Source organism: Bacillus sp. FJAT-45066, from assembly GCF_002335755.1.
Classification (GTDB): Bacteria; Bacillota; Bacilli; order Bacillales; family Bacillaceae_I; genus Bacillus_CD; species Bacillus_CD alkalisoli.
Window position 1 is genome coordinate 3838337 of sequence record NZ_NISQ01000001.1, and the last position, 24649, is coordinate 3862985.

At 35.4% G+C, this 24649-nt stretch carries 29 protein-coding genes; 17 read left to right on the forward strand and 12 right to left on the reverse strand.

What is annotated here, in order from left to right; genetic code table 11:
* Positions 1 to 20: 20 nt before the first annotated feature.
* From CDZ92_RS20405 to CDZ92_RS19175, 6 genes are all read left to right on the forward strand, one after another.
* Complete coding sequence (locus CDZ92_RS20405) at positions 21 to 152, forward strand: hypothetical protein (RefSeq protein ID WP_255249845.1); 132 nt, start codon at positions 21 to 23, stop codon at positions 150 to 152.
* Positions 121 to 261 carry a hypothetical protein gene (locus CDZ92_RS20160; RefSeq protein WP_176483821.1) on the forward strand — a complete coding sequence of 47 codons (141 nt, stop codon included), beginning with the start codon at positions 121 to 123 and terminating at the stop codon, positions 259 to 261. Before CDZ92_RS20405 ends, CDZ92_RS20160 begins: the two co-directional genes overlap by 32 nt.
* Positions 262 to 430: 169 nt before the next feature.
* On the forward strand, positions 431 to 910 hold the full coding sequence (locus CDZ92_RS19160) for an NUDIX domain-containing protein (RefSeq protein ID WP_096156796.1): 480 nt from the start codon (positions 431 to 433) through the stop codon (positions 908 to 910).
* A 175-nt stretch (positions 911 to 1085) separates the two neighbouring features.
* Positions 1086 to 1208 (forward strand): YuiA family protein, encoded by a 123-nt coding sequence (locus CDZ92_RS20165; protein ID WP_176483822.1) that lies wholly within the window; start codon positions 1086 to 1088, stop codon positions 1206 to 1208.
* Between the two features lie 119 nt (positions 1209 to 1327).
* Positions 1328 to 1657, forward strand: coding sequence for a YuiB family protein (locus tag CDZ92_RS19170; RefSeq protein WP_096156798.1), 330 nt, complete (start codon positions 1328 to 1330; stop codon positions 1655 to 1657).
* A gap of 226 nt (positions 1658 to 1883) precedes the next feature.
* Positions 1884 to 2606 carry a 3D domain-containing protein gene (locus tag CDZ92_RS19175; RefSeq protein WP_406564872.1) on the forward strand — a complete coding sequence of 241 codons (723 nt, stop codon included), beginning with the start codon at positions 1884 to 1886 and terminating at the stop codon, positions 2604 to 2606.
* Between the two features lie 57 nt (positions 2607 to 2663).
* Here the strand turns inward: CDZ92_RS19175 and CDZ92_RS19180 are convergent, their stop codons facing one another.
* Positions 2664 to 3146, reverse strand: a complete 483-nt coding sequence (locus CDZ92_RS19180; RefSeq protein ID WP_096156800.1) for a divergent PAP2 family protein — start codon at positions 3144 to 3146, stop codon at positions 2664 to 2666.
* A gap of 235 nt (positions 3147 to 3381) precedes the next feature.
* Here CDZ92_RS19180 and CDZ92_RS19185 point away from each other — a divergent pair, with 235 nt between their 5' ends.
* The 4 genes from CDZ92_RS19185 (at position 3382) to CDZ92_RS19200 (ending at position 7677) form a co-directional block, all read left to right on the forward strand.
* Entirely contained in the window at positions 3382 to 3759 is a 378-nt protein-coding gene (locus CDZ92_RS19185) for a DUF309 domain-containing protein (RefSeq protein ID WP_096156801.1), read from the forward strand.
* A 220-nt stretch (positions 3760 to 3979) separates the two neighbouring features.
* Complete coding sequence (locus CDZ92_RS19190) at positions 3980 to 5482, forward strand: leucyl aminopeptidase (protein WP_096156802.1); 1503 nt, start codon at positions 3980 to 3982, stop codon at positions 5480 to 5482.
* Positions 5483 to 5661: 179 nt separating this feature from the next.
* The gene (locus CDZ92_RS19195; RefSeq protein WP_096156803.1) at positions 5662 to 6993 is read left to right on the forward strand and encodes a Na+/H+ antiporter family protein; all 1332 of its coding nucleotides are present in this window, start codon (positions 5662 to 5664) and stop codon (positions 6991 to 6993) included.
* 444 nt (positions 6994 to 7437) lie between these two features.
* Complete coding sequence (locus CDZ92_RS19200) at positions 7438 to 7677, forward strand: YueH family protein (RefSeq protein ID WP_096156804.1); 240 nt, start codon at positions 7438 to 7440, stop codon at positions 7675 to 7677.
* A gap of 85 nt (positions 7678 to 7762) precedes the next feature.
* Here CDZ92_RS19200 and rodA read toward each other — a convergent pair whose 3' ends face one another.
* The 9 genes from rodA to CDZ92_RS19245 form a co-directional block, all read right to left on the reverse strand.
* Positions 7763 to 8929: a rod shape-determining protein RodA gene (rodA, locus tag CDZ92_RS19205; RefSeq protein ID WP_096156805.1), complete on the reverse strand. Its 1167-nt coding sequence runs from the start codon at positions 8927 to 8929 to the stop codon at positions 7763 to 7765.
* Positions 8905 to 10059 (reverse strand): putative lipid II flippase FtsW, encoded by a 1155-nt coding sequence (ftsW, locus tag CDZ92_RS19210; protein WP_096156806.1) that lies wholly within the window; start codon positions 10057 to 10059, stop codon positions 8905 to 8907. The genes rodA and ftsW overlap by 25 nt, the downstream gene beginning before the upstream one ends.
* Positions 10060 to 10516: 457 nt before the next feature.
* The gene (locus CDZ92_RS19215; protein ID WP_096156807.1) at positions 10517 to 11380 is read right to left on the reverse strand and encodes an ATP-binding cassette domain-containing protein; all 864 of its coding nucleotides are present in this window, start codon (positions 11378 to 11380) and stop codon (positions 10517 to 10519) included.
* Positions 11381 to 11392: 12 nt separating this feature from the next.
* Entirely contained in the window at positions 11393 to 12211 is an 819-nt protein-coding gene (locus tag CDZ92_RS19220) for a hypothetical protein (protein ID WP_096156808.1), read from the reverse strand.
* Positions 12162 to 12767: an RNA polymerase sigma factor gene (locus CDZ92_RS19225; RefSeq protein ID WP_096156809.1), complete on the reverse strand. Its 606-nt coding sequence runs from the start codon at positions 12765 to 12767 to the stop codon at positions 12162 to 12164. Before CDZ92_RS19225 ends, CDZ92_RS19220 begins: the two co-directional genes overlap by 50 nt.
* 33 nt (positions 12768 to 12800) lie before the next feature.
* Positions 12801 to 15026: a hypothetical protein gene (locus CDZ92_RS19230; RefSeq protein WP_096156810.1), complete on the reverse strand. Its 2226-nt coding sequence runs from the start codon at positions 15024 to 15026 to the stop codon at positions 12801 to 12803.
* On the reverse strand, positions 15023 to 15880 hold the full coding sequence (locus tag CDZ92_RS19235) for an ABC transporter ATP-binding protein (protein WP_096156811.1): 858 nt from the start codon (positions 15878 to 15880) through the stop codon (positions 15023 to 15025). Before CDZ92_RS19235 ends, CDZ92_RS19230 begins: the two co-directional genes overlap by 4 nt.
* A 124-nt stretch (positions 15881 to 16004) precedes the next feature.
* Positions 16005 to 16463, reverse strand: a complete 459-nt coding sequence (locus CDZ92_RS19240) for a hypothetical protein (protein WP_141395248.1) — start codon at positions 16461 to 16463, stop codon at positions 16005 to 16007.
* A gap of 549 nt (positions 16464 to 17012) precedes the next feature.
* Positions 17013 to 17858, reverse strand: a complete 846-nt coding sequence (locus CDZ92_RS19245; protein ID WP_096156813.1) for an SDR family oxidoreductase — start codon at positions 17856 to 17858, stop codon at positions 17013 to 17015.
* 177 nt (positions 17859 to 18035) lie between these two features.
* Here CDZ92_RS19245 and CDZ92_RS19250 point away from each other — a divergent pair, with 177 nt between their 5' ends.
* From CDZ92_RS19250 to CDZ92_RS19260, 3 genes are all read left to right on the forward strand, one after another.
* On the forward strand, positions 18036 to 18644 hold the full coding sequence (locus CDZ92_RS19250; RefSeq protein WP_096156814.1) for a DedA family protein: 609 nt from the start codon (positions 18036 to 18038) through the stop codon (positions 18642 to 18644).
* Positions 18645 to 18696: 52 nt separating this feature from the next.
* The gene (locus tag CDZ92_RS19255) at positions 18697 to 19323 is read left to right on the forward strand and encodes an SIMPL domain-containing protein (protein ID WP_096156815.1); all 627 of its coding nucleotides are present in this window, start codon (positions 18697 to 18699) and stop codon (positions 19321 to 19323) included.
* A gap of 357 nt (positions 19324 to 19680) precedes the next feature.
* The gene (locus CDZ92_RS19260) at positions 19681 to 20064 is read left to right on the forward strand and encodes a hotdog fold thioesterase (protein WP_096156816.1); all 384 of its coding nucleotides are present in this window, start codon (positions 19681 to 19683) and stop codon (positions 20062 to 20064) included.
* Positions 20065 to 20211: 147 nt separating this feature from the next.
* On the opposite strand, the gene CDZ92_RS19265 is transcribed toward CDZ92_RS19260, so the two are convergent.
* On the reverse strand, positions 20212 to 21396 hold the full coding sequence (locus CDZ92_RS19265; RefSeq protein WP_176483861.1) for an MFS transporter: 1185 nt from the start codon (positions 21394 to 21396) through the stop codon (positions 20212 to 20214).
* A gap of 282 nt (positions 21397 to 21678) precedes the next feature.
* Here CDZ92_RS19265 and kapD point away from each other — a divergent pair, with 282 nt between their 5' ends.
* Positions 21679 to 22284, forward strand: coding sequence for a 3'-5' exonuclease KapD (gene kapD / locus CDZ92_RS19270; RefSeq protein ID WP_096157074.1), 606 nt, complete (start codon positions 21679 to 21681; stop codon positions 22282 to 22284).
* Positions 22285 to 22367: 83 nt separating this feature from the next.
* Here the strand turns inward: kapD and CDZ92_RS19275 are convergent, their stop codons facing one another.
* On the reverse strand, positions 22368 to 22751 hold the full coding sequence (locus CDZ92_RS19275; protein ID WP_096156818.1) for a kinase-associated lipoprotein B: 384 nt from the start codon (positions 22749 to 22751) through the stop codon (positions 22368 to 22370).
* A gap of 85 nt (positions 22752 to 22836) precedes the next feature.
* Between CDZ92_RS19275 and CDZ92_RS19280 the strand changes: the two genes are divergently transcribed.
* The 3 genes from CDZ92_RS19280 (at position 22837) to CDZ92_RS19290 (ending at position 24592) form a co-directional block, all read left to right on the forward strand.
* On the forward strand, positions 22837 to 23568 hold the full coding sequence (locus CDZ92_RS19280; protein ID WP_096156819.1) for a peptidylprolyl isomerase: 732 nt from the start codon (positions 22837 to 22839) through the stop codon (positions 23566 to 23568).
* A gap of 142 nt (positions 23569 to 23710) precedes the next feature.
* A complete protein-coding gene (locus tag CDZ92_RS19285) occupies positions 23711 to 23914 on the forward strand; it encodes a hypothetical protein (RefSeq protein WP_096156820.1) in 204 nt (67 codons plus the stop codon).
* 132 nt (positions 23915 to 24046) lie between these two features.
* Positions 24047 to 24592, forward strand: coding sequence for a superoxide dismutase family protein (locus CDZ92_RS19290; protein WP_406564914.1), 546 nt, complete (start codon positions 24047 to 24049; stop codon positions 24590 to 24592).
* Positions 24593 to 24649 lie beyond the last annotated feature (57 nt).

The following is a 24649-nucleotide window of genomic DNA, read 5'->3' on the forward strand; positions in this document are numbered from 1 at the left end:
ATGCTCAGGGGGGAAACTCCTTGGGCATTTTTTCTTATTTAGTCAAAATGGTAATTGAAACACAATTGTCGAAGATTGAAACAACAGAACAACCTAAAATTGAAACACAAGTAAAGAGAAATGAAACACAAAAAAGTAAAAGAAGAGGATAAAGTAGATATTGAAACAGAAGCCATGGGAATTGAAACAGAACAACCAAAAATTGAAACACAAGTAAAGAGGAATGAAACACAACTACCAAAAAGAAGAAGATACAGTTGAAATTGAAATACAAGACAGGAAGATTGAAACAAACGAGTAGGAAATTGTAACATAAGAATACTAGATTGAAACACAAATCTAAAATTAATCTGTTAAACATGTAGTAAACTTAACTTACATTATGTAAAGAAATCATGTCCCATAAAAAATGAAGAAAGGAGAAACGAATATGACAAAAAGGGGTAGCATTTGGTTAGCCGTTGCTGGAATCGTTGAATCAGAGGATGGAAAGGTGCTAGTCGTAAAAAAACAATACGGAGGTTTAAAAGGAAAGTGGTCATTTCCAGCTGGATTTTTAGAAGCGGGGGAAACATTAGACCAGGCTATCATAAGAGAGATTAAAGAAGAAACAGGAATAGAATGCACAATAGAAAGCATAGTAGGTGTGCGATCAGGTGTCATTAAAAACGAAATAAGTGATAACATGATTATGTTTTCTTGCCATCCTATACATACAACTATCGTGCACGACGAAAATGAACTAATAGAAGCAGTGTTTCTTACACATGAGGAATTAAAAAATGACCCAAATACTTCATTATTAGTCCATTACTATATTGATAACAAGCTCAAAAACAGCTTGAAACAAGTACAAACGGAAGGGCCAGGAGAAATTTTCGGCTATACTTCATACAACGTTTTCTTCTAAATGAAACACAATCTAAAAAAGTAAGAAAAAAGTAGGATACAATAGTTTGAACAAGATGTATTCGCTTACACAGGTTATTTTCAGAAAATTCAAACCTTTTAAAAGTGTCACGATGGTGGTATATTATCAGAAAATTAAGTTTTTTAATTTAATCTACCAACTTGGAGGGTTTGGAATGAAAAAACAACTAAGCAGTGAACAGCATCAATGTCCATATTGTTCAGGAAAAGGGTATTTTCAACTATTATTAGGTGGATCCGAAACATGCAATTGTTGTGGAGGAAGCGGAAAGAAATAAGATTTGAACAAAATTTGTCTAATACATTAGTAATATGGAAATGTAAAGAACTTGGAATTGACTAGTATTATTCATTTGAGTACACTAAAAGGTGATGTGTACAGGAGGTGTTATCTCAAATGTCTATGGAGATTCCAGTAGTACTTATTTCTATGTTACTATTTTTTGTGCTTTTTTTCGGAATTGGATTCCTTTTAAATATGTTATTACGAATGTCTTGGATCATGGCGATTGTTTACCCAATCGTATGTATTTGGATTATTGGTAATGAACAAAACGGCTTGTTTGACTATATCTTCTCACCAGTAACTTCTTTTCAATTTTTAGGAGAAAAAATTACTTCACTCGGAGCAGCGGATATATTAATCTTGTCTAGCGGTTTTCTTGGAGCATTATTCTCCGGAATCGTCATTCGCATGTTGCGTAAACGCGGATATCAAATGTTCTAAACTTTTATACCTCTTTAAGAAAGAAGCCATCCATTCAATGGCTTCTTTTTTATGCTCAAAAACGGATCAGATAATACGAATTTATTAATTTATAGGAAATATTGGAATCTATTTTGGTATTTTTTTCTATAATACTAGTAATTTTTTCGTGATTTTACTCAAAATCGGTATATTTTCTAACAGTAATGGGAAGTAATAGTTTGTGTGAGAGGAGTGAATGGTACTTATGCAAACGGCAAAAACGATAGGCCGAAGGATAATTACATCTTTATTATTTGTATGTGCTTTGTTAGTAACCTTTCAATCTGTTTCAGGGGTAGAAGCAAAGACATTGCAAGAATGGTTGGCTGAAAATGATATGTATGGCAAACAACAAAGATTAGCGACAAATACATCTAGTGAATCAGAAGGTTTCTTTCGTAAAGTAGGATTAGGTTTTAAGAAACTAAATTTCTTTAGTGCTGTAGAAACAGCGATTAGTTCAGAAGAACAAATTGAAGCTCCATTAACGTTAGAGGAATTAGATTGGAGCCAATATGAGAAAATGAACGTGCTAGCAACTGGCTATACCGCTGGCTTTGAATCAACGGGTAAACGCCCTGGTCATCCTCAATATGGAATTACATATTCAGGTGTACAAGTGACTCGTGACTTGTATTCTACTATTGCAGCAGATATAAGAGTGTTTCCGATCGGTACAATACTTTTTATCCCTGGCTATGGCTATGGTGTAGTAGCTGACATTGGTGGAGCCATAAAAGGAAATAAGATTGATCTTTACTATGAAACGGTACAAGACGTCTTCCAACAATGGGGCAAGAAAACGACGGATGTTTATATTGTAAAACGCGGTACAGGTAAGTTTACAAAAGAAGAGTTAGAATTATTGAACGAAGATGAAACGATGCAAGTATTCCGTCAGCAATATATAGAAAAGAAAGATTCATAAGAAAAACGGTGATAGGAAAATCGCATTCCTTTCACCGTTTTTCTTTTCGTATTTATTTTATAGGACATGAAAAATAAAATGCAAAAGTAATGTAAGTAAAATTCCTGTTATAGCTCCAAAGAAAACTTCGATTGGCTTATGACCTAATAATTCTTTTAACTCTTTTTGTTTTTCTTCCTCATTCATTTTTGGCCACATTTTTGCATCTTCTGCTAAACGATTAAAATCGGCTACTAGCTTATTTAATACGGTTGCTTGCTCCCCTGCATGGCGACGAACTCCACTTGCATCAAACATAACAATAATCGCAAAAACGGCTGCGACAGAGAAAATTGGTGAGCCTAGCCCTGTTTCAAACGCTACACCAGTTGCCAATGCGGTAACAGCAGCAGAGTGAGAACTTGGCATTCCACCTGTACTAGTAATTAAAGACCAATCTAACTTTCTAATTGCAATAAATTGAATCGGTACTTTCACAAACTGTGCAAAACCAATTGCAGCTAGTGCTGCCCATAAAGGAAAATTTGTAAATAATTCCACGATGAAATCGCCCTTTCTTTGCTGATTATCCTAAAAGATAAGTATAATAACAGTATGACATAAAAGATTTTCCTCTTAATGTACTATTCCCTTATATATTAGAAGTAGAACTTATTAATAATAATTAATTCAAGCATGTACCCTCAGCTTTTCTAATTATTATGAATGATTTTTCCTCCTTTGTTAAGATAAAATTAGTTAATTTTAAAAAAACATTGTAAAAAGGGTGTGAAAAATGAACTATTATCCAAAAGAGTACTACGAGTTCTTTGTGAAGTTTAATGAGGGGGATTATTATACGTGTCATGATTTGTTGGAAGAGATTTGGATGACGGAAAAAGATAACTTATTTCTAAAAGGCCTATTACAAATGACAGTAGCTATTTACCATTACGAGTATGGAAATGTAAAAGGTGCTAGATTAATGATGAAAGCAGGGCACCTATACATTCAAAAATATCGCCCTAAGTATTGGGGAGTTGATTTAGAAAAAGTAAACCAATTTATTGAAGAATGCATAGCTACCATACCAGACAAAATAGAACGAGTACCTTATGAACAAGTTGATAGTTTGCCAAAGCTACCCAATTTCATATTATATTTAGACGATTGAGTTAATATTTTGAATATATTTCTTTATGGAAAAACGAATTTTTGTATATTTCAATTGTTTTTTGATGTTCATATTTAGTTTTGTAATTCTACCTTAATAATATTTTGTCATTCGTTTTTCAGATAGTAGTAATACATTATGAAACGGAATCGATTAGAAACTCGAAATATTTAGTATTTTTCGTTATAATGGAAAAAGAAACTTGAGAGGTGGAATTAGGATGTTCAAAGTACAAGATCATACGGACTTTTCAGAACAACAACAAGCATTAGTAATTGGTTTAACAAGTAAAAACAAACAACTTGACGGCTTACTAGGTGAATTAAACGAAGCATTAGATGGCCATCTAGCAGAGTTACTAAAAGAAGGAGACCTTACTTCTAAAAAGAAACAGATTACGAAAATACATACGTTTGGTAAAACAGCTTTTAAAAGACTTTTCATCGTTGGACTTGGAAAAGAAGAAGACTTACAATTTGTTTCTGTTCGCGAGATTCTTGGAAAAGTAAGTAAAGAAATCCAACGTAACAAGTTAACAGAATTGACAGTAGCAATTGATTCTTTCACTTCAGAAAATATAGATGCACTTGATGTTGCTCATGCTTTAGGGGAAGCATTGCCTTTAGCAACTTACCACTATCATGGATATAAAAAGCAATCGAATGAACCTGTAAAGCATATTGAAAATGTAACACTTGTAAGTAGTGTAGATGCTGATGAAGTTCAAGCAAGTGCACAAGTAGGGTATTACTTTGGATTAGGTACGAACTCTGCAAGAACACTTGTTAATAAGCCAGGAAATATGTTAACTGCAACAGACTTAGCAAACTATGCTGCCGAATTAGCAGGCAAATATGATTTCGAAATCGAAATTTTAGATAAAGAAGAGATGGAAAAGCTAGGAATGGGCGCTCTTCTTGCGGTAAACCAAGGCTCGACGGAACCACCAAAAATGATCGTTATGAAGTATCAAGGGAAAGAGGAATGGACTGATGTTTTAGGTCTAGTTGGAAAAGGTATTACTTTTGATACTGGTGGATATTCCTTAAAGCCAAAAGACGGAATCGTTGGTATGAAAGCTGATATGGGTGGAGCTGCGACAGTTTTAGGAGCGATGGAAGTAATTGGTGAAGTTAAGCCAGAGCAAAACGTATTAGCTGTCATTGCTGCAACAGATAATATGGTAAGCGGTCATGCATTTAAGCCGGACGACGTAATCACATCTATGAGCGGAAAAACAATTGAAGTGTTAAATACAGATGCAGAAGGCCGTTTAGTTTTGGCAGATGCAATCACATATGCAAAACAGCATGGAGCTAACTACTTAGTGGATGTAGCGACTCTAACAGGTGGAGTAATTGTTGCACTAGGAAACCATACGACAGGTGCGATGACAAACAACGAAAGTTTCTGTGAAGAAGTGCTAGAAGCTTCTCACGAAGCAGGCGAGCAAATTTGGAGATTACCATTATTTGAAACAGAAATTCAGCGAGTTCGAAACAGCAAAGTAGCGGATCTTAACAATTCTCCTGGACGTGACGGTCATGCATTACTTGCTGCTGCATTTATTGGTGAGTTTGCCGAAGATACTCCGTGGGTACACCTTGATATTGCTGGAACAGCAACAACAAAATCAGCATACGACTTAGGACCAGCAGGCGGAACAGGCGCAATGGTACGTACGTTAGTAACGCTAGTAGAACGTTTTGGAAAAACAGAATAAATTTATCGCTAGAACCAACCAAATGCAATTTCATTTGGTTGGTTTTTTTTATATAGAGCAAAGAAAAAACGTTTGACGACCTTTCCGTCATGTGATAGATTAATAAACATAGTTTTTATTTCTCTAACACTCTAATTAACTAAAGTGAAAAAGTGATCATAAAAGAAAGGAAGTTACCCATGAACGCAGTCATCATTGCAGTACTTATCATGCTAGCATTAAGCTTGCTTCGCATAAATGTAGTTATCGCCCTTGTTACGGGAGCATTAATTGGAGGGTTAGTCGGTGGTTTAGGACTAGCAACTACGATAGATACATTCACATCTGGCTTAGGCGGAAATGCAACAGTTGCATTAAGCTATGCTCTACTTGGAGCATTTGCTGTCGCCTTATCTAAAACTGGACTACCAGACGCACTCGTTAATCTTGCAGTAAAATTAGTTGGAAAAAATGGTGAAACAAAAAAGAAAACATTTTCTAAAGTTCTATTACTTATCGTTATTCTAGCAATCTCTATTATGTCTCAAAACGTCATACCTGTTCACATTGCTTTTATCCCAATTTTAATCCCACCATTATTAAAAGTACTAAATGAACTTGAAATAGATCGTCGTCTGACAGCAACCGTAATAACATTTGGACTAACAGCACCTTACATATTGTTACCAGTAGGGTTTGGAGCAATTTTTCACGATATTCTTCAAACAAACGTTGAGGAGAGTGGTTTACAAGTTGCACTAAGTGATATCCCAGTAGCGATGTTACTACCAGTTAGTGGAATGTTAGTAGGTTTATTAATTGCTATTTTCTTCAGCTATAAAAATTCTAGAAAATATGAACAAAAAGAAGTAGCAGGCAAAGAAGATGTGCAATATTCAAGAAATAGCATCACATTTGCTATCATAGCTGTTATTACTTCTCTTACAGTACAAGTACTATTAACAGAGGTTGTTGGTGTTCAAGGGATGATCTATGGCTCACTGGCTGGTATTCTAGTACTCTATTTAAGCCGTACGATGAAATATAGTGAAACAGATGTTATTCTTTCTAATGGAATGCGTATGATGGCGTTTATCGGCTTTGTTATGATTGCTGCATCTGGATTTGCTCAAGTATTAAGAGAAACAGGTCACATTGAGAGCTTAGTTACTACATCAGCCAATTGGATTGGCGGTAATCAATTGGTAGGGGCACTCGCAATGTTACTTGTCGGCTTACTTATTACGATGGGCATAGGTTCATCATTCTCTACCATTCCAATTATCGCAGCAATCTTTGTTCCATTATGTATTCAACTTGGGTTTAGTCCGATGGCTACATTAGCTATTGTAGGAGCAGCTGCTGCGCTTGGAGATGCAGGATCTCCTTCTTCTGATAGCACTCTAGGACCTACATCCGGTCTTAATGCCGATGGACAGCACAATCACATCTGGGACACGTGTGTTCCAACCTTCCTACACTACAATATACCTTTAATTGTGTTTGGCTGTATCGCGGCTTTAGTTTTATAAGCAAAAAAGAGAAAGAGTTCGGGACAACAAGACTGTGGAGTTCATCTTGTCCTAAAAATTAATGCCAAATGAACTTCATATAGTCTATGAAGTTCATTTGGCATTAATAATTTGTGGTAGTTGAACTTCATAAGGCCGATGAAGTTTATTTGGCATTAAAAATTTGTTGTAGATATACTTCATAAGGCCGATGAAGTTCATCTGGCATTAAGAATTTGTTGTAGTTGAACTTCATAAGGCTGATGAAGTTCATTTGGCATTAAAAATTTGTTGTAGTTGAACTTCATAAGGCCAATGAAGTTCATCGGCCTTTAAAAATTTGTTGCAGTTGAACTTCACTGGGTTTTTCCCACCATCTTTTTTTATTATTCCCTACTATATTGAACATTCCATGTATTCCATATAAAATAATTATCGTAGAAGTTACAAGGAGGCAACAATAGAATGAAAATCAGAAAAGCCAACATGCAATCCGGTACATATACGGTATATATTCATGAAAATAAAAAAGAAGAGCAAACATTAGTAGCAATTCCATCTCTTCAATGGTCAACAATCATCCCCTATGAAGAAGAAAAAACAACATTAACGAACAGGCTAACAGAGGTTTACCAATCTAAACTAAACGAGGAAGAAGCAAATCATTTAGCGCTAAAACTCGTACAATGGGTTAGCGAAATGTAAAAAAGAGCACGTGAACAGTTCTGTTCCGTGCTCTTTTTAAGTGCTTGCATAAAAAAGTGGACAGTATCTAAACTGCCCACTTACATTAATTAAACATAAACTGCTTCGTTCTATACTTTACGTTCATGACTATTCCCATTGCTATCATATTCGTAAGGAGCGCACTACCACCGTAAGTTATAAATGGTAAAGCTAAACCTGTAATTGGCATTAATCCTATCGTCATTCCGATGTTCTGGAAAATTTGGAAAGCCAATAACCCGATAACTCCAGTAACTAAATACGTACCAAACGGATTGTCACATGCAATAGCAATAATAATCATTCTGTAAATCATGATAAAGTAAATCGAAATAACAACTGTTGCTCCAATAAAGCCAAACTCTTCTCCAATTATAGCGAAAATAAAATCTGTGTGCACTTCAGGAATTCGACCACTTTGGGATTGAACTCCATCTAGTAACCCGCGACCTGATACTTGACCAGACCCAATACCTTTTAATGCTTCTGTTAACTGAAAACCAAAAGAAGATGCATACTCTTGACGATTTAACCAACCATATATACGTGCTAATTGGTGTTTTGCAATAATCTTCGTAAATATCTCAAAATGGTGGTTATGAAGATAAACTAACGTCGCTATCCCAGCAATAATACTTCCTGCAAATGCCAATAAAACTTTCCAGGATGTACCGCTTATAAATACCATCGTTACCATAATTGCGGCAATAACAAGTGCTGTACCTAAATCAGGTTGCTTCAAGATTAAGAAGAAAGCAGGCAATGAAAAGGCGATGATTTTTATTACTACTATTAACGGTGTTTTTTCTTCTAGCTCATCTTTATTTTTTTCCCATTTATATATAACAGCAGCAAGTACCATTATTAAAAATATTTTCACAAACTCTGAAGGTTGTAATAAGAATCCACCTAAGTTTATCCAACGTTGAGAACCGTTACGAACGACACCAAAAAAATGTACAGCTACTAATAACGCCAATCCAACCGAATAGAGTGGTAGAGCGACGTTCTCTAGTAACTCATAATCAAATAGCATAACGACAAACATGACAAATGCCCCAATGACATACCATACAATTTGTCTTTTTAAAAAGTAAAATGGATCACTCTGATAATATTGTCCTGAAGCACTATATACTGCTACTAAACTTATAATAAATAATAGAAAGAGTAAAAATAACAGCGTATAATCGATACGACTATGCTCTAGCTTGTTATTTTCTGTACCCATGATGTTTGTGTCTCCTCTCGTGCTTCAATTGCTTTGTTTGCATGTTTCGATAAGTGAACGAGAATACCAGTGGATACGACAGTAATTAGTAGGGACGTACCACCATAACTAATAAATGGCAAGGTAATCCCGGTAATAGGAAGTAAACCACTAACGGCACCTGCGTTAAAAATAACTTGCATACAAATTTGAAATGTAATACCAAATGCTAGTAGTTTTCCGAATGGGTCACTAATATTAATACCAACGCGGACCCCTCTTACTAGAATGATAGAGTATAAGACGAACAATATTAAAATTCCTACTATCCCTAGCTCTTCGGATATGACAGCAAGAATAAAATCAGTATGTGCTTCAGGTAAATAACCTAATTTGTGCACACCTTGTCCGAGACCACGTCCCCATAAGCCGCCTTCGCCAATGGCAATATAACTATTGACTAATTGATATCCGGTATCTTGTGCATCGGCAAACGGGTCCCTAAATGCAGTAAGACGTTTTATTCGGTAAGAAGCACTATTAGCAAGTGTCCAAATCAGTGCACTTGCTGCACTTAATAAACCTAACATATGCCATACTTTTGCTCCAGAACAAATTAAAATAGCTCCACATGCTAGTAATATGGAAGTGGCAGTTCCTAAATCTGGTTGCCTATATATTAATAGAAAAACAAAACTTAACATTAAAAGAGGTGGTGTCACACCCTTTAAAAAATCTTGAATATAAGGTTGCTTTTTTGCATATACACTAGCAAAGTACATTACCATAACTAATTTTGCCATTTCGGAAGGCTGGAAAGTAAAGTTAACGATAGGGATTTTTAACCATCTAGTAGACCCATTTATGTTTGTACCAAAAAGTAGGACTAAGATAAGGAGTATGATAATAAAAATAACTGCCGGTTTAATTAGCTTCTCATAAACTTTATAGTTGAATGTCATAGCCAATAAAAAGAAAGGAATGGCTATAAGAAACCAGTTAAGTTGTTTATCAAAAAAGTAAGAAGCACTTTTGTAAGTTTGCAATCCAAACAGCATACCTGCACTGTATACCATTACTAACCCATATAAACATAGGGAAAAGATAGCCGCTATTAGTAACCAATCATATTTTCTAAAGTACGATATCATTTAATATACTCCTTATGGGCAAGAAAAATAATTATTTATATTTGCAAGAATAATGTTGTTTTGGGTTAGTGAAAATAGTATCCCAATGTAATTATACAATAATAATACATTACAATGATATTGGGAATATGTGAAAAGAATATTACACTGTTTTTTTCTTTCAGTATTTATAGTGTATATAAAAGCCGTGCCGGTTGTGTGGCCGCTTTCCGCGGGGTGTCTAGGTCAAGCGGCTAGCCCCTCGAGTATAAGCCAAGGTCATCTCGAGGACAAAAAACGCCCTCAAGATGACCTTGGCTAATACATGTCGGAGCTGAACGAGCCGCTCTCACTTTTCGTAGAGGCGGTGAGCCGCCTCGAGCCTAAAAGCTCTGCGGGGTCTCACCAGCCTGCCCTCTCCCGCAGGAGTCGGCCACACAACCGGCACTTTATACTTTTTAAAATAACTCATTTCTTATCAAACATTCTCTAACGAGGCTTTTCTAATAAAGAATGCATCTTCCATTGTTGTGTCTAATTTAGTAAATCCATCTATCGGGTTATTGCTTATACATTTTACAAAAACGCCATCTTCACGTCTGCTAGCGTAAATAACGTTATGGTTTTTAAAAAAGTCATCTGTGTATTTACTAGGGACCACGCCACACCATACACTTTGATCTAAATCGGTCTTCCAATTCAATTTACTTCCGAAAAATTGAACTTTTCCATCTGCTAGCCATAGCACATTTCGACTTATATGCTCCCATTCGTTTAATTCATGGGTTGCTACCACCACTACTGACTGCATGGATATTTCCACTAAGTATTGCAAAAAAGCTTTCCGTTCATGAATGTCTAAAAAGTTTAACGGTTCATCTAATAAGATATATTTTGGCTTACCAAGCAAAGATTGTGCAAGTGCTAGCCTTTGCTGCATGCCTTGTGAGAGCTTCTTTATCTTTTTCTTTGAAACATCTTCTAATCGAAAAACTTTTAATAACTTCGAAATTTGCATTTTTGCAAAAGAGTTTGGTAATCCTTTTAGTTGTGCAAAATAATTTAATAATTTTATCGGGGTAAAGTCTTGATACAATTCAATACCCGTTGGTACAAATCCTATTTGGCTACGAATTTCTAACAACTGCTCACTAATACATCTATCATCATAATAGATTGCGCCGGAATCTGTTAGTTTTGCAGTCGCTAATAAGTGTAGGAAAGTAGATTTACCAGCTCCATTACTCCCAGCTAACAAACTAATACCAAGAGGCAATGTTAGGGAATCGATGGTTACCTTAAAATCTTTATACTCCCATTGTAAGTTGTCTATTACTATCATAATTATTACCTTCTATACTTGGAAGTCTGTTGCAAATAAGCTCTTTCTTAGAGCACGAATGGACAATACAATACCGATAAACAACAGTATTAGTTGATAAATAGCCATATGATTCATTGTAATGTTAGATTCTTCACGCCACAAATAATTTTCTTGCAAAAAGACGTCTGCTATAAAAATAGCAAGCCACGTAACGCCGGCTGCACCTAGTCCGAACAATACTCCTTTTTTCATCGTAACATACGCAAATGCTCCAAAAGTTAAAATAGCCGGAGCAATCCAATATAAGAGAAACGGTAACATATAAATCGAAACAGAAGCACCTACAATAACAGAACTAACGACACCAAACAGTAAGTTCATAAAAAGGATGATTAACATTCTAGTCATTAATAACAATGCTGGTGGAAAAGGTGTAATACTTTCGACTAACCGAATTTCTTTATTCCATGATTGAAACGTATAAAAAATTCCTATTATGATGGAAAGAGGTATGACAAATAAAAAGAATGTTTCTGGATTTCTTGGTGTTGCACTAGCTGTATATAGCGTTAACATAGTAAATATCCCTAAACTAACAATCCAAAAATGCCATTGATAAAAGGACAATTGATTTTTCATCTGTGAAAGTAAGGTTGGTTTTTGTAATTTGAAAGCTTCTGCTGGAACTTCTTCTTGTTGCTGAAGCTTTGAGAACTCCATTTGTAAGCTGGATAAAAGTTTGTTTGTATCCTCATTGGAAGGTGTTTTAACAACATATTGGGCTAGTGTTTCTTTCAACTCATCTTCTAACCTGTACATTTCTTCGTCGTTGTTCTTGAAGTTGTTCACTTTTAGCCGCCTCCTTCGTTTCATCTTCCATAAAATGCTTAAGCTTTTTTAATGCGTGAAATAAATTAGACTTTACTGTTCCAAGTGGTAAATCCGTTATTTCAGCTATTTCTTTTAACTTTAAATCTTGAAAAAAGCGCAACATAACAATTTGCTGTTGCGTTTGGGGCAAATGATTCAATGCATGTAGAATCTCTTTTCTAGTTTCTTGATGTTCATAAATTTCTATTACGGATGGCTTTTCATCTTTCTTAATAGGAAGATCATCGGCTGGCGGAGACTCCGAACGGTATTGTGCACTTTTCCAATAGTCTTTACAAATATTAGTCGCCACACGATATAGCCATGCTTTTGGATGTGTTGGTATATGTTTTTGTTGTAATTGCTTTATTAAACGTATGAACGTATCTTGCACAAGATCTTCTGCTTTTTTTGAATCTTTCACAAGTCGTTCTATATATTGATAGATTGGCGCATGATAGCGATGGACAAACACTTCAAAAGCTGTTTGGTCGCCCTTCGCCATTAGCTCTAACAATTGTTCATCTTGTACCAATACTAATCCCCCTCTCACTCCTGTTTGTAACCTTCAATCTAAATTGTTTTCTACCTCATCCCATTTCTGTTTCCATTCTGAATAGGTAATGTATGGAGTGTCTAATATTTCATCATAAAAGAAAGCGAGAACTTCTTTCACTTGCTCCTTCTTTCCTGTTTCTAGTGCTAGAGCAATTTCAAACAATACTTTTGAGTTATAATCATGAAATAAATTTTGTGATTTTAAAATTTCTTTAATCCGTTCCTCGTTACTTAAACTACTATTATTACTAAACCATGTTATATTTCCCAATTCATTTAACATATAATGAGACCTAGTGTAATAATTGTCAAAATAGTCCCAGTCCTTGCCGAAAAAGTCGACTAATGTCAACAATATATATCCATGTGCAATTCCGACGGTAACAGAGTCTTGGCGATATTCGACATAATCTCCATACAGTTTCCGAGGGTTTTCAGGGAACAAAAATATATTTATTATTTCCGTAATATAATAGTCAGCTGTTTGGTCCATCCACTCATCATTATTATAATAACCTAACTCCATTTGCATATCGTAAAACAAGGAGCTATCACGAGTGTTTGCGTAAAATGGATCCGATCCAGTCAATTGAAGGCCTGGGAGACTAATTAACGTTGGCATACTAGATTGTATTGGTAACCAGTCCGAAAGATAATCATACATTCCGTTTAATTGTAACGAATTATCAATAAGCTTCTTCATTTGCTCTACTTTCGTCACGATAGATATAGGAACAGAAGAGAGTGATGTTTCTGTTAAACCATCCATTGAAAATAATGTTAAGCCAGTTCTATTATTGCTTTTAACAACCATAGTATTATCTTCAGTTATCTCTTTTTCCTCATATGTACCAAAAACCTCATGAGCAAAGCCAGTTAAGGAAACATGAAAGTCTGACGGATAAAAGGTATTACTATTAGATAGATTGGAAAGAGAAAGGTTTTCTTGCGCTGTATAATAGTCCAATTGAAATATTTTATATTGTCCAATAATTGGATACCATGCAATATTAGAAGGTAAAAACATGTCGGAGCCTTCAATAAAAGCAAGAAGTCTTTCGCGACCTCCTATAGTAGTCCATTCATTTAATTCACCAGAATATTTCACGACTAAATTATTTTCCTCTAACTCTTCTTCTTCAAACGTTATGAATTGAAAATCCCGATCGAAATGGACACTTTTTCCGTTCCATATCACATCTTCAATTTCAAAGTTTGGATAGAGTGTAAAGGTAAAGGGCTGTTGGTTCGTCTTTTGTAGGGTAACTTTCGACTCTAACAAAATAGTATCTTGCTTACGTTTCATGTCAATCTTATAGGTTTCACTAGGAAATAGAACGGATTCGTTATCAGACTGTTCTTTTACTCCGTTTACTAAGTAATGATGATTTTGAAGTCGATCCTTCCAAAACATGGAGTAAGGTATAAAAGTACTACAAGCTACTATAGCTACTAAACTTATACTCACTAGCTTTGCGCTCTTTTTATTCATAAGCCTTTTTGACATTAATTTTAATAGAGTAATGAAGAATAAAAGGATAGTAAATCCAATGACAAAAATTTGTGCATACATTTTTTCCGTTTGCTGAAGATTAATGGACCAACCATATTGATAAGTGTTCGACAAGAAAAACTTATTTAAATGAAACACTTTAAAAATAAATAAGTTGTACCTTTCCATAATGAAACCTTCCATGAAAAATGTTCCAAACATCCAAGCGCAAAACACGATAATATAAACAATTCTATGTGTAATAAAAGCCGCTAAAGTCATTCCGAGAACAATGGTAACGCTATATGCTATTTGACTTTGTAAAAGAATGGAAATAGCTTCTTTTTGTAAAATAGAAAAGTCAGTATACGACTTCCCCAATAGAAAATACGGAATTAAAAAGACCACAGAAAAAATATTTGTATACAAAAATATGGACGAAAACTTCGCTAAAAGCTTAGACAAATAAGAATGTGGAAGTGTGTTCATCCATTCTAATAGTTCTGTCTGGCTATCCCTTCTAATGGATAAAACACTTGCTAGGAATACAATACCCAATGTAATGGTATGACCTAAAGATAAAAACTCGTACGAACTTCTTAAAAAGTCATGATTAGGGTAATAGTTTCTATTTGCCATCCAAATAACTGTAATGAAGAGATAAAGGATAGGGGTAATGAGAAAGAACCAATTTTTATAAAGGAATTTATTCTCTAATTGAAACTGTTGCCAATACTTTCTCATTTTAGTTCCTCCAATAAATCCATGTACCCGTCTTCTAAAGTAGGTTCAATAGCTTTTGCATATTGGTAGGGCTTTTCATCTGCTAGAAGATATACAAACAATTGGCCGTTCTCTTCTTTCATTTGAAGAACCGTGTATCCTAATGAATCGCTAGTTGACTTAACAGGAACCTCCCAAACCTTACACCGCGCTTTCTCTTTTAAATCAGCCACTGTACCACCAAACACTTTTTTCCCTTTATTCAAAACAACTAAGTCATGACAGCTACTTTCAATGTCAGATACAACATGAGTAGAGAGTAGGACACATTTCTCATCGCTAACTTTAGAAATTAAGTTTCGAAAGCGTAACCGTTCTTCTGGATCTAATCCAACTGTTGGTTCATCAAATATAAGAAGAGTAGGATCTCCAATTAATGCTTGAGCAATTCCTATCCTTTGCTTCATACCATGAGAGTACGTTTTTACTTTTTCATTTGCTTTAGGAAGTAAATTTACTTCTTCCAATACATGCATGATATGCTCTCGCCGAACTTTTTTGTTTTTAACTCCTTTCATAACTGCTATATAGTTTAAAAACTCATAAGCAGTTACTTGTGGATAAACGTGAAAGTGTTGTGGTAAGTAACCAACGCTAGAGCGGATATGGTTTGCTTCCTTTGTTAATGGTTTTCCATTTACGAAAATATCCCCACTTGAGGGAGCGAGAAGTGTTGCTAGTATTCTCATAAAAGTTGTTTTTCCAGCGCCGTTTGGGCCAAGTAGTCCAAGAACCCCTTTTGAAAAAGTGAAGCTTACATCATCTAGGGCATTAAATGAATTATATTTTTTAGTTAAACTTTTCACTTCAATCATTTTCCGTACTTCCTGACTTCGTTTTTTACAATAATTATAACGAATCAAGTGAGGAAAAAGTTTAACTTTAGGAAAAATAAAAAACGACCAAATTTTGGTCGCTGAATAGTTAACGATATTAAACTTAGCCTCTCCACCTTAACGCGATGGTTAAGTTACAACAATTTTTATCACCTGTAAGTTTTAAATTAATTCCGTCGGGGTTGTATGTTACATCTACACTAGAGTGTATGCCAGTTGTTTTTAACAGTTCATCTACTTTTTTGGTGTCAGATTCTTGTGCCGCACTCATGACAGATATTGCAAAATCTTTAGATTCAGCTAAGCGGTCTAAAACAAGACTAGCCTCTCTCATTAACTCTTGCATTTCATGTGCGGATTCGGTAAACATGGTCGGATCTACTTCTGGATATGGGCGCTGTGCAAAAGGATTATAATATTGATAATAATTTTGCCAATAGTTTTGTTGATTAGGGTGTGTTCGATAATTGGTAGTAGAAGCTTGGTGTACGTGCGGCTGAACAAATGGGTTAGCTGGGTATTGCATAGGAGAATAACTTGGTATTGAATGGTGGTACATCATTTTCCACTCCTTCCGAAAACATTTCTTTCATAGCCTATGTGAGAGGCAGGAGGAGGGAAAGTTGTCATCCTGTATTATTTGTCTTTACTATTAATTTTTTGATTGTTGACGATGTTCACAGATATTTTTCTTGGAATGATGGCTAATATACTTTAGTTAAAATAATAAATACGATTCGTTTATTGGTAAACGAATACTTATTTCCTTATAGTTGCGAGTAGTTAGTATTGAAATCCCCAGTCCTAACTACTACTTGTAATCATTCGTTTTTCAGCTAGTAGTAGTTTATTATAAAACTACTCACTTAACAAAATAATCATGACATACACGAAACGTTAGTTCATTATTTTTTCCTCCTATGTAGTTGAATTCTTTTGAATTCCGCTGTAGATTTCCGCGCAAGTCTTCGCTTTCCGCGGGCGAGCCGGGAGCCTCCTCGGCTTCGCCTGTGGGGTCTCCCGCTACTCGCTTCTCCCGCAGGAGTCTCCGACTTGCACGGAAATCAACAGCTAGATATCGAAATACTCAAAACAATCAAATAGTTACACATTACTTCTTATATAAGGTATGTAAAATAATTCGTTCCCATATAAACCAAGGGAGAATTTTTTTGAAGAATATAGTCCATTTTGCACTGCTTCCTACCGGGTACCTTAGTCTCGTTAATCTTTTCATTCTACTAATCTTTAACACTACATCTGCGACTTCATTTGGTGGGCTAAGTTTACTGTTATTTTTTTGCAATTGGGCTTGTATTCGTGTTAACATAGATGAATATACAGATAAATTTTCTTTCTCATATTTTTTTGCGAAGTATGTACCAGTTGTCCATATATTAGTAGAATAAGAGCCAGGCTCAATAAGTGCAACATCTATACCGAATGGTTTTACTTCTAACCGAAGACTTTCGCTATACCCTTCTAGAGCGTGCTTGCTTGCAGCATATGCGGAAATCGAAGGCAATCCTAAGACACCACTTATGGAACTAATATTTACAATTTTTCCTGTCTTTTGCTTCCTCATAATAGGTAATAGGACATTTGTCACTCGGATTACACCAAGAAAGTTTACTTCGAATTGCATTTTATATTCTTCAATAGACACGTCTTCCGTAAAACCACCAACCGCAAATCCAGCATTATTAATTAATAAATCAACACGATGATAATTATTCATAAAAAGTTGAAACTGTTTGACGGAATCGTCCTTTGAAACGTCTAGATGAGTAATCATTAAGTTTGGAAACCTTTCTGTAACAGTTTTAAGAAGATCCTGTTCTTTATGCTCATTCCGAACAGTTGCAATGACATTCCAACCATCTTTTAAAAATCGTTGAACAAAAAGTAGCCCAAATCCACCTGAAGCACCTGTAATAACGACGGTTTTATTTTTCAAAGTTGGTCCTCCAATCAAAAAAGTGAGAGTGCATATAGTCAAGTGTAGCGTGTAAACAAATAAAAGAACATTTTAGAATAGATTAGAATATAAAAAAGAATAGATACTAAAATTCGGCTGTTTACTAAACTTATCAATGAGGGAATAAGTAAGTAAGTCAGGGAGGAGGGATGAGAATTGGAACTAGATGTCATTATAGAAATTGTTCAGCAGTTTGGTTATATTGGTCTATTATTATGGTTATGGTTAGGCATGTTTGGAATACCTGTACCAAATGAACTGCTAGTAACTTCCATCGGTGTCCTCGCACAACAAAAAATTTTAGTGCTAATCCCTGCCCTAATTATAACGTATATTGGTGTCATTTTGAGTGTTACAACGAGTTATTTGTTAGGTAGATTTGCCGGGAAAGGCTTATACAATAAATTATCTAATATTAAACGATTAAATCGATACTTTAAAAGAGCGCAAGATTTAATTGATCGCCATCATACCTTTGCTTTATGTTTCTCCTATTTCTTCCCTGGATTGCGCAATGCGGTTCCTTTTGTAGCTGGGTTTATGAAACTTCCTTTCTACCAGTTTGCCATTGCTGCGTATTCTGCAGCTATTATATGGGTATCGGCTTTCTTTTTCCTCGGGACAACGATTTCGGTAAACTTAGAGACGCTTATTGCTTATCGTGTGGAGATAACGGTCATTGTTCTTTTATTGCTTGTTGTATATACCATCATCAGAAAATACTTAAAGGAAAAAGAAATTTTGCCAATGTCTAAGTATAGATAGCGTATAAATACGACCTCACTCTTCATACATTAGAAGAAGTGAGGTGTTTTTTATGAACAAAAATATAAGAAAAATAGTAGTTCAAGGTAAAGCAGAAAAAGATGTTAAGCCTGATATTGCATATGTCACAATTGGTGTTATGACATCAAGTAAAAATGCAGAAGAAGCCCAACAGGAAAATCGTGTGCGTGCTAACCAAATGATTGCAGCGTTACTTGAGCTTGGAATGGATCAAACTGATATTGAATCCACATCTTACACCGTATTTCCACGTTATAAAGACTTTCAACAAGGAGGAGAACTTATTGCTTACGAAGTTCGCCATTTATTTAAAATAACGGTACGAAACATTATGCAGGTCGGTACGATCTATGATGTTGCATTTCAAAACGGGGCAAATATTGCGGAAAGTATTACGTATGATGTTAGTAACTTTAATACCCTTTATCGAAATGTGCTACAACGAGCAGTTCAAGATGCTTACAAAAAGGCGAGTGCTATTGCTAGTACCATACAAGTTCCTCTACATCCCGTTCCATACAAAGTGGAAGAAGCCTCTCAACCTATATTTTTTGGTGCAAAAACGATGGCGTTCTCCGTACAAGAGATGGCCCCAACCCCTATCCAACCACAAGATGTCACGATAACAGCTACAGTGAATGTAGAGTATGTCTATTAATATAATATGATATAAAAACTTCTAATTGTTTCATTGGTTAGAAGTTTATTTGTCTATATGGGTCGGTCGGTTTCATCATGTATGGTTCTAAGTATACTCAAATAAAAGAATTTCACCATTTTATCGAATCCTTCATAAGCTAGTAAGATAAATCCGTCTTTATTTCATACCATCCATTTACGAACTTTTCACTAACAATCCACATGTGCATAACAATCCACTTTTACTATATAAGAAAAGGAGTGATACGTGTGATAGACTGGTCTGCGTTACTTCCCGTTTTTCTTTTTTTCTTTGTTTATTTTATTGGAGCAGTGCTATTATTAAGGCAAAAGGAATAGAAACGAGGTATAGGGAATGGACTTATCTAATACATTAATTGACCATTTAGGGATGAAGATTGTAGAACTGTCTGATACAATGGCAGTTGCTACAATGCCAGTGGACAAGCGTACACATCAACCGTTCGGAGTTTTGCATGGCGGAGCATCCGTTGCACTTGCTGAGACCATAGCGAGTATTGGGACATATAACTTAATTGATAAAGAAAATGAGATTTGCGTTGGTTTAGAAATTAATGCAAATCATGTTCGCGGCAAGAAAGATGGCACGGTTACGGCAATCGGAACTGTCTTACACCGAGGTAAATCAACCATGGTTTGGGACATAAAGATTGTAGACGAAGAAGAAAATTTAATCTGTGTGTCTCGTTGTACGATGGCTATTTTAAAAAAGAGGTAAAGTAAGTAAGGAGTCACTGAAAAAGACTATCCATTAGGTTCGAACGAAACTAGGATAGTCTTTGAACCTCCTAGGATACATATATTTAAACTATAGAGAAAAGGAAGCAAAAAGAAAAGAGCTAGAACTGTTAACAAGTTCCAACTCTTATGCTTCAATGGCTCTTTTGGACGTTTCTGTGTGACGAATACTATATAGTAAAAAACAAGCAGAAACTAAAAATATGAAACTAGTAATATAGAATACAGATGTAATACCATACCAACTTGCGACCATCCCGCCTAATACAGGACCTATAACATTCCCGAGAAAGCGGAAACTTACATTATATCCAAGCACTTCTCCTTGCATTGAAAGTGGTGCTGCCGTTCGTATAAACGCTGTCATACACGGAATTAATCCACCAACCACCATTCCAAAAAGGAATCGAAATAACACAAGTTGCCAAAGCGAGGTAACTAGCGCTTGAGGAATATATAAAGCTGCACCTAAGAACATAAGGAGGACAATTACTTTCTCATGCCCAATTTTATCACCAAGGATCCCCCAGTTTCTTGATGCAAGCAAATTCCCAAAACCAGTTGCCGAAAAGGCAAAGCCAGCAAGCAATGCAACATTTGCAGCTCCTGTTAGGTCACTAACATATAAGGCTAGAAGTGGCTGAATACTAAAATTTGCTGCCTGGATAAACAAAGAAATAAACATAATCTTTAATAATAAAGGACTTTTAAAAATGTAGCCTAACACTTCTTTTCTAGTGTATTGCTTTTCTTTTGCTCTCTCCGCAATACTTTTTCTTTTCTCATGTATTCCAAAAGCAACTAACAATACTGCGATATAAATAACAGCAGCTGTAATGAAAAACGTATAAGTAAATCCAAATGCATCTGCCATTACGCCCCCAATTAATGGGCCAAGTAAGCCTCCTGACACAGTACCTGTTTGCAACGTCCCTAATGTTTTTCCAGCTATTGCTTTATCTGTTTGAGCAGAAATAAGGGCAATCGACGTTGGAATGAACCCTGTAACAACTCCCATGAAAAGCCTTAAGAAAAATAACTCATGAACAGTTGTGACAAAACTCATTAATAGAATACTAGTGGCGATACCTATACCAGTTATAAGTAAAATTGGTTTAAATCCGTACTTATCCCCAATTCTTCCCCAAATAGGTGAAACGATAAATGCCGTTAAAAACGTAATCCCGAAAATGATGCCAGACCAACGTTGAATATAAGCTTGTGAAAAATCTCCAAGTGAATCAATAAACAAGGATAAGAAAGGGAGGACCATCGTGGCACTAGCTGCGACAAAAAAGTTGGCAAACCACATAATATACAAATTGCGCTTTGAGTTATTAATTTTATTCACCTTCTTTTTATTTCGGCCATTAAATATTTCGTATAACTAAATAATAACAAAATGGCAGAAAAAAGCAAAGAATTTAATTCGGAAGACGAAGTATTTATTGTTATTCTATCAATGATATAAAAAAATTTGGAAAATTTAATTTTTTGCGCTTAAACCTTGATTAACCATGATATAATGAAGTAATAAATATTCTGAAAACTTCACGAGAGGAGGGACTATAGATTGAAGAGCTCGCCTTTATATATGTTCATTGATTTTGAATTTACGATGCCTGAAAACCGAAATTATCCAAAATACTTTTTTCCAGAAATTATTGAAGTTGGATTAGTTGTTGTGCAGGGAGATGAAGTTCTACATGATTATTCTTCATATGTTAGACCGAAAGCCTTTCCAAACTTAACGAAACGCTGCAGAGACTTTCTAAATATTACGCAAGAAAATGTAAACAACGGAATAAGCTTTGCTGACTTAATTCAAGTACTTCAAACTTTTCATGAGCCAGGTAACACGAGTGTAATCACTTGGGGGAATATGGATATGAGAGTATTAAGGAAAAACTGTGATTTTCAAGGAATTACTTTTCCATTTGAATCGTGTAAATTTACAGATCTGTCCATGGAGTATAAAAGGTTCTTTGGCGACCAAAACCAAACTGGATTATGGAAAGCAGTACAGGAATACGGAAAAGAAGGTACAGGAAAACACCATCGTGCGTTAGATGATGCAAAAACGACGTATAACATTTTTAAATTAGTAGAAAAAGATAAACGTTACTTAGCAAAACCGACACCGACGACGATAGGGGATAGAATTGACTTGTCCAAAATCATGAATAAATTCGCACTATAAAAGGCCAAATCACTCTAACAGTGTTTTGGCCTTTAACTTTTGATGACAGGTGCCAGGCACCACCCGGATTTTGTCGAAAGAAATTAGTTTAGTTTGTAGTCTTTCTTTAGGACTTGAACGTTCTCAAGGCTTCTTTTTGCCCAATTACTATTTTCTTCTTTTAGTTTTTCTTCCATTTTTTCTAGTGAAAGCACTAATGATTCCTTGTATTCAAGAATTTCTCCTTCATAAAGCTTAACCATGTTTTTAGGGATATTTGTTTGTTCCCTAAATGCAAGCGCCTTACGTTCGTGAAATAATGGTACATCCACATCTTTCGGTGAATGTAAATCTCCTTGTTGTGGATGCTTTTCTACAGCTAGTACTTTCACTAAATAATGCATAGGTTTTACATCTGTAATTTCCCCAATATATTTACCTGTTTTATAAATCCCTGTTACTTTATCCCCAATTTTTAATTCTGTCATCGTTTTGTACCTCTCTAATTGTTTTATTTTTCCTCCATTTACGGTATTATCTACATTATAGATAAGAAACTGGAGTGTGATTAAGATGAAAAAATTATGGTTTATCGTTTGTGTAGTTGCCCTTCTTATTGTAACAGGTTGTGGAGCTGGAACAAATAACAATGGACAAGCATCTGAATGTTTAGAAGAAAGAACGCCATTTACAGAAGGTATGGATTTTGAAAATGTTGAATTTCCTCAATTAACGACTGAAGTATTAGAATGTGAAAGAGTAGCAGAAATACATACAAACTATGGAGTAATAACAATTAAACTTTTTCCAACAATGGCACCTAAAGCGGTAGAAAACTTTATTACTCACGCTGAAAACGGCTATTATGATGGATTAATTTTCCACCGAGTGATTGAAAACTTCATGTTACAAGGTGGCGATCCAACAGGTACAGGGTCTGGTGGGGAAAGTATTTGGGATGCACCATTTGAGGACGAGTTTAATGCTAGTCTATTAAATATTCGTGGAGCATTATCGATGGCTAACTCAGGTCCAAATACAAACGGCAGCCAATTCTTCATTGTTCAATCAAAAGATTTCCAATCAGGTTACGATGACCAATACTTAGAATTAGGTTTCCCTGAAGAAGTAGTAGATTTTTATAAGGAAAATGGTGGAACTCCATGGTTAGATCACCGTCACACTGTTTTCGGTCATGTTATTGATGGTATGGATATCGTTGACAAAATCGCTGAAACAGAAGTTGGCCCAGGAGACAAACCGGTGGAAGATGTTGTGATTGAAACGATAACAATTAAAAATTAATGTAAAGCCTGGTTAACAGACATGTTACCAGGCTTTACTAATACTCAAAACTGGTTAGGTATCAGCATTTTTGTTATAATGAGACCGACGTATTCAGAAAAGTAATTTCACTTTTCCTTTAACAATGAAAGGTCGTGGACAAATGCTATCCATGTTTGTTATAAACTTGTTCTTATATTTCCCAGAAGATAAAAGCGAATATATTCCAGCAGCAATTTCATTTAGTATCTTTTTTATATTTTGTATCTTAACTTTTCTCTTCATCGTGAAGGTGTCTAATAAAGAGTCCGAAGAAGCAAAGAAACTAGAAGAGAAATTACGCAAAGAGAACATTATTCAAGATTAAACTTGCAAAATAAGCACCCATTTACAATTGGGTGTTTTTATTTACGCATTTTTCCATGTGAAATGGAGAAACTATAGGAAAATTCGTTTAATGGAGGATATTAAAGTGTATAAGAAAGCGTTAGTACTTCTTATGATCATTACCGGTTTCCTAACAGGTTGTATGGAAGAAAATATTACGCATCTCGATGTAGAAATTTTTAATGCAGATGGAGATAGTTTAGGTGTTGCCAAATTAAAAGAAGTGCCAGATGGCGTTCAAGTCTCATTAAATTTAGAAGGACTGCCACCTGGAGAACACGGAATACATATACATGAAACGGGGAAATGTGATGCTCCAGACTTCAAAACAGCTGGTAATCATCTTAATCCAGACGGGAAAGAACATGGTTTATTACATCCGGAAGGTGCACACGCTGGAGACTTACCAAACATAATTGTGGAGGATGATGGGACACTCGTCATTGATTTAATGGCTCCAGAACTAACATTAAAGGATGGTAAGTTTTCAGTATTTGGTAAAGATGGAACGGCAATCATTATTACAGAAGAGCCAGACGATGGAATGACACAACCAACAGGAGAGTCAGGAGCAAGAATCGCATGCGGTGTTATTACGAAAGAAGTTGCTAAAAAAGGTGAACCAGTAGAAGAGCCGGTAGAAGAGACAGAAGAATAGTAACCATTTCGCCTCAGCTAATTAAATTAGTTGAGGCAATTTTTTTGTAAAAGTATT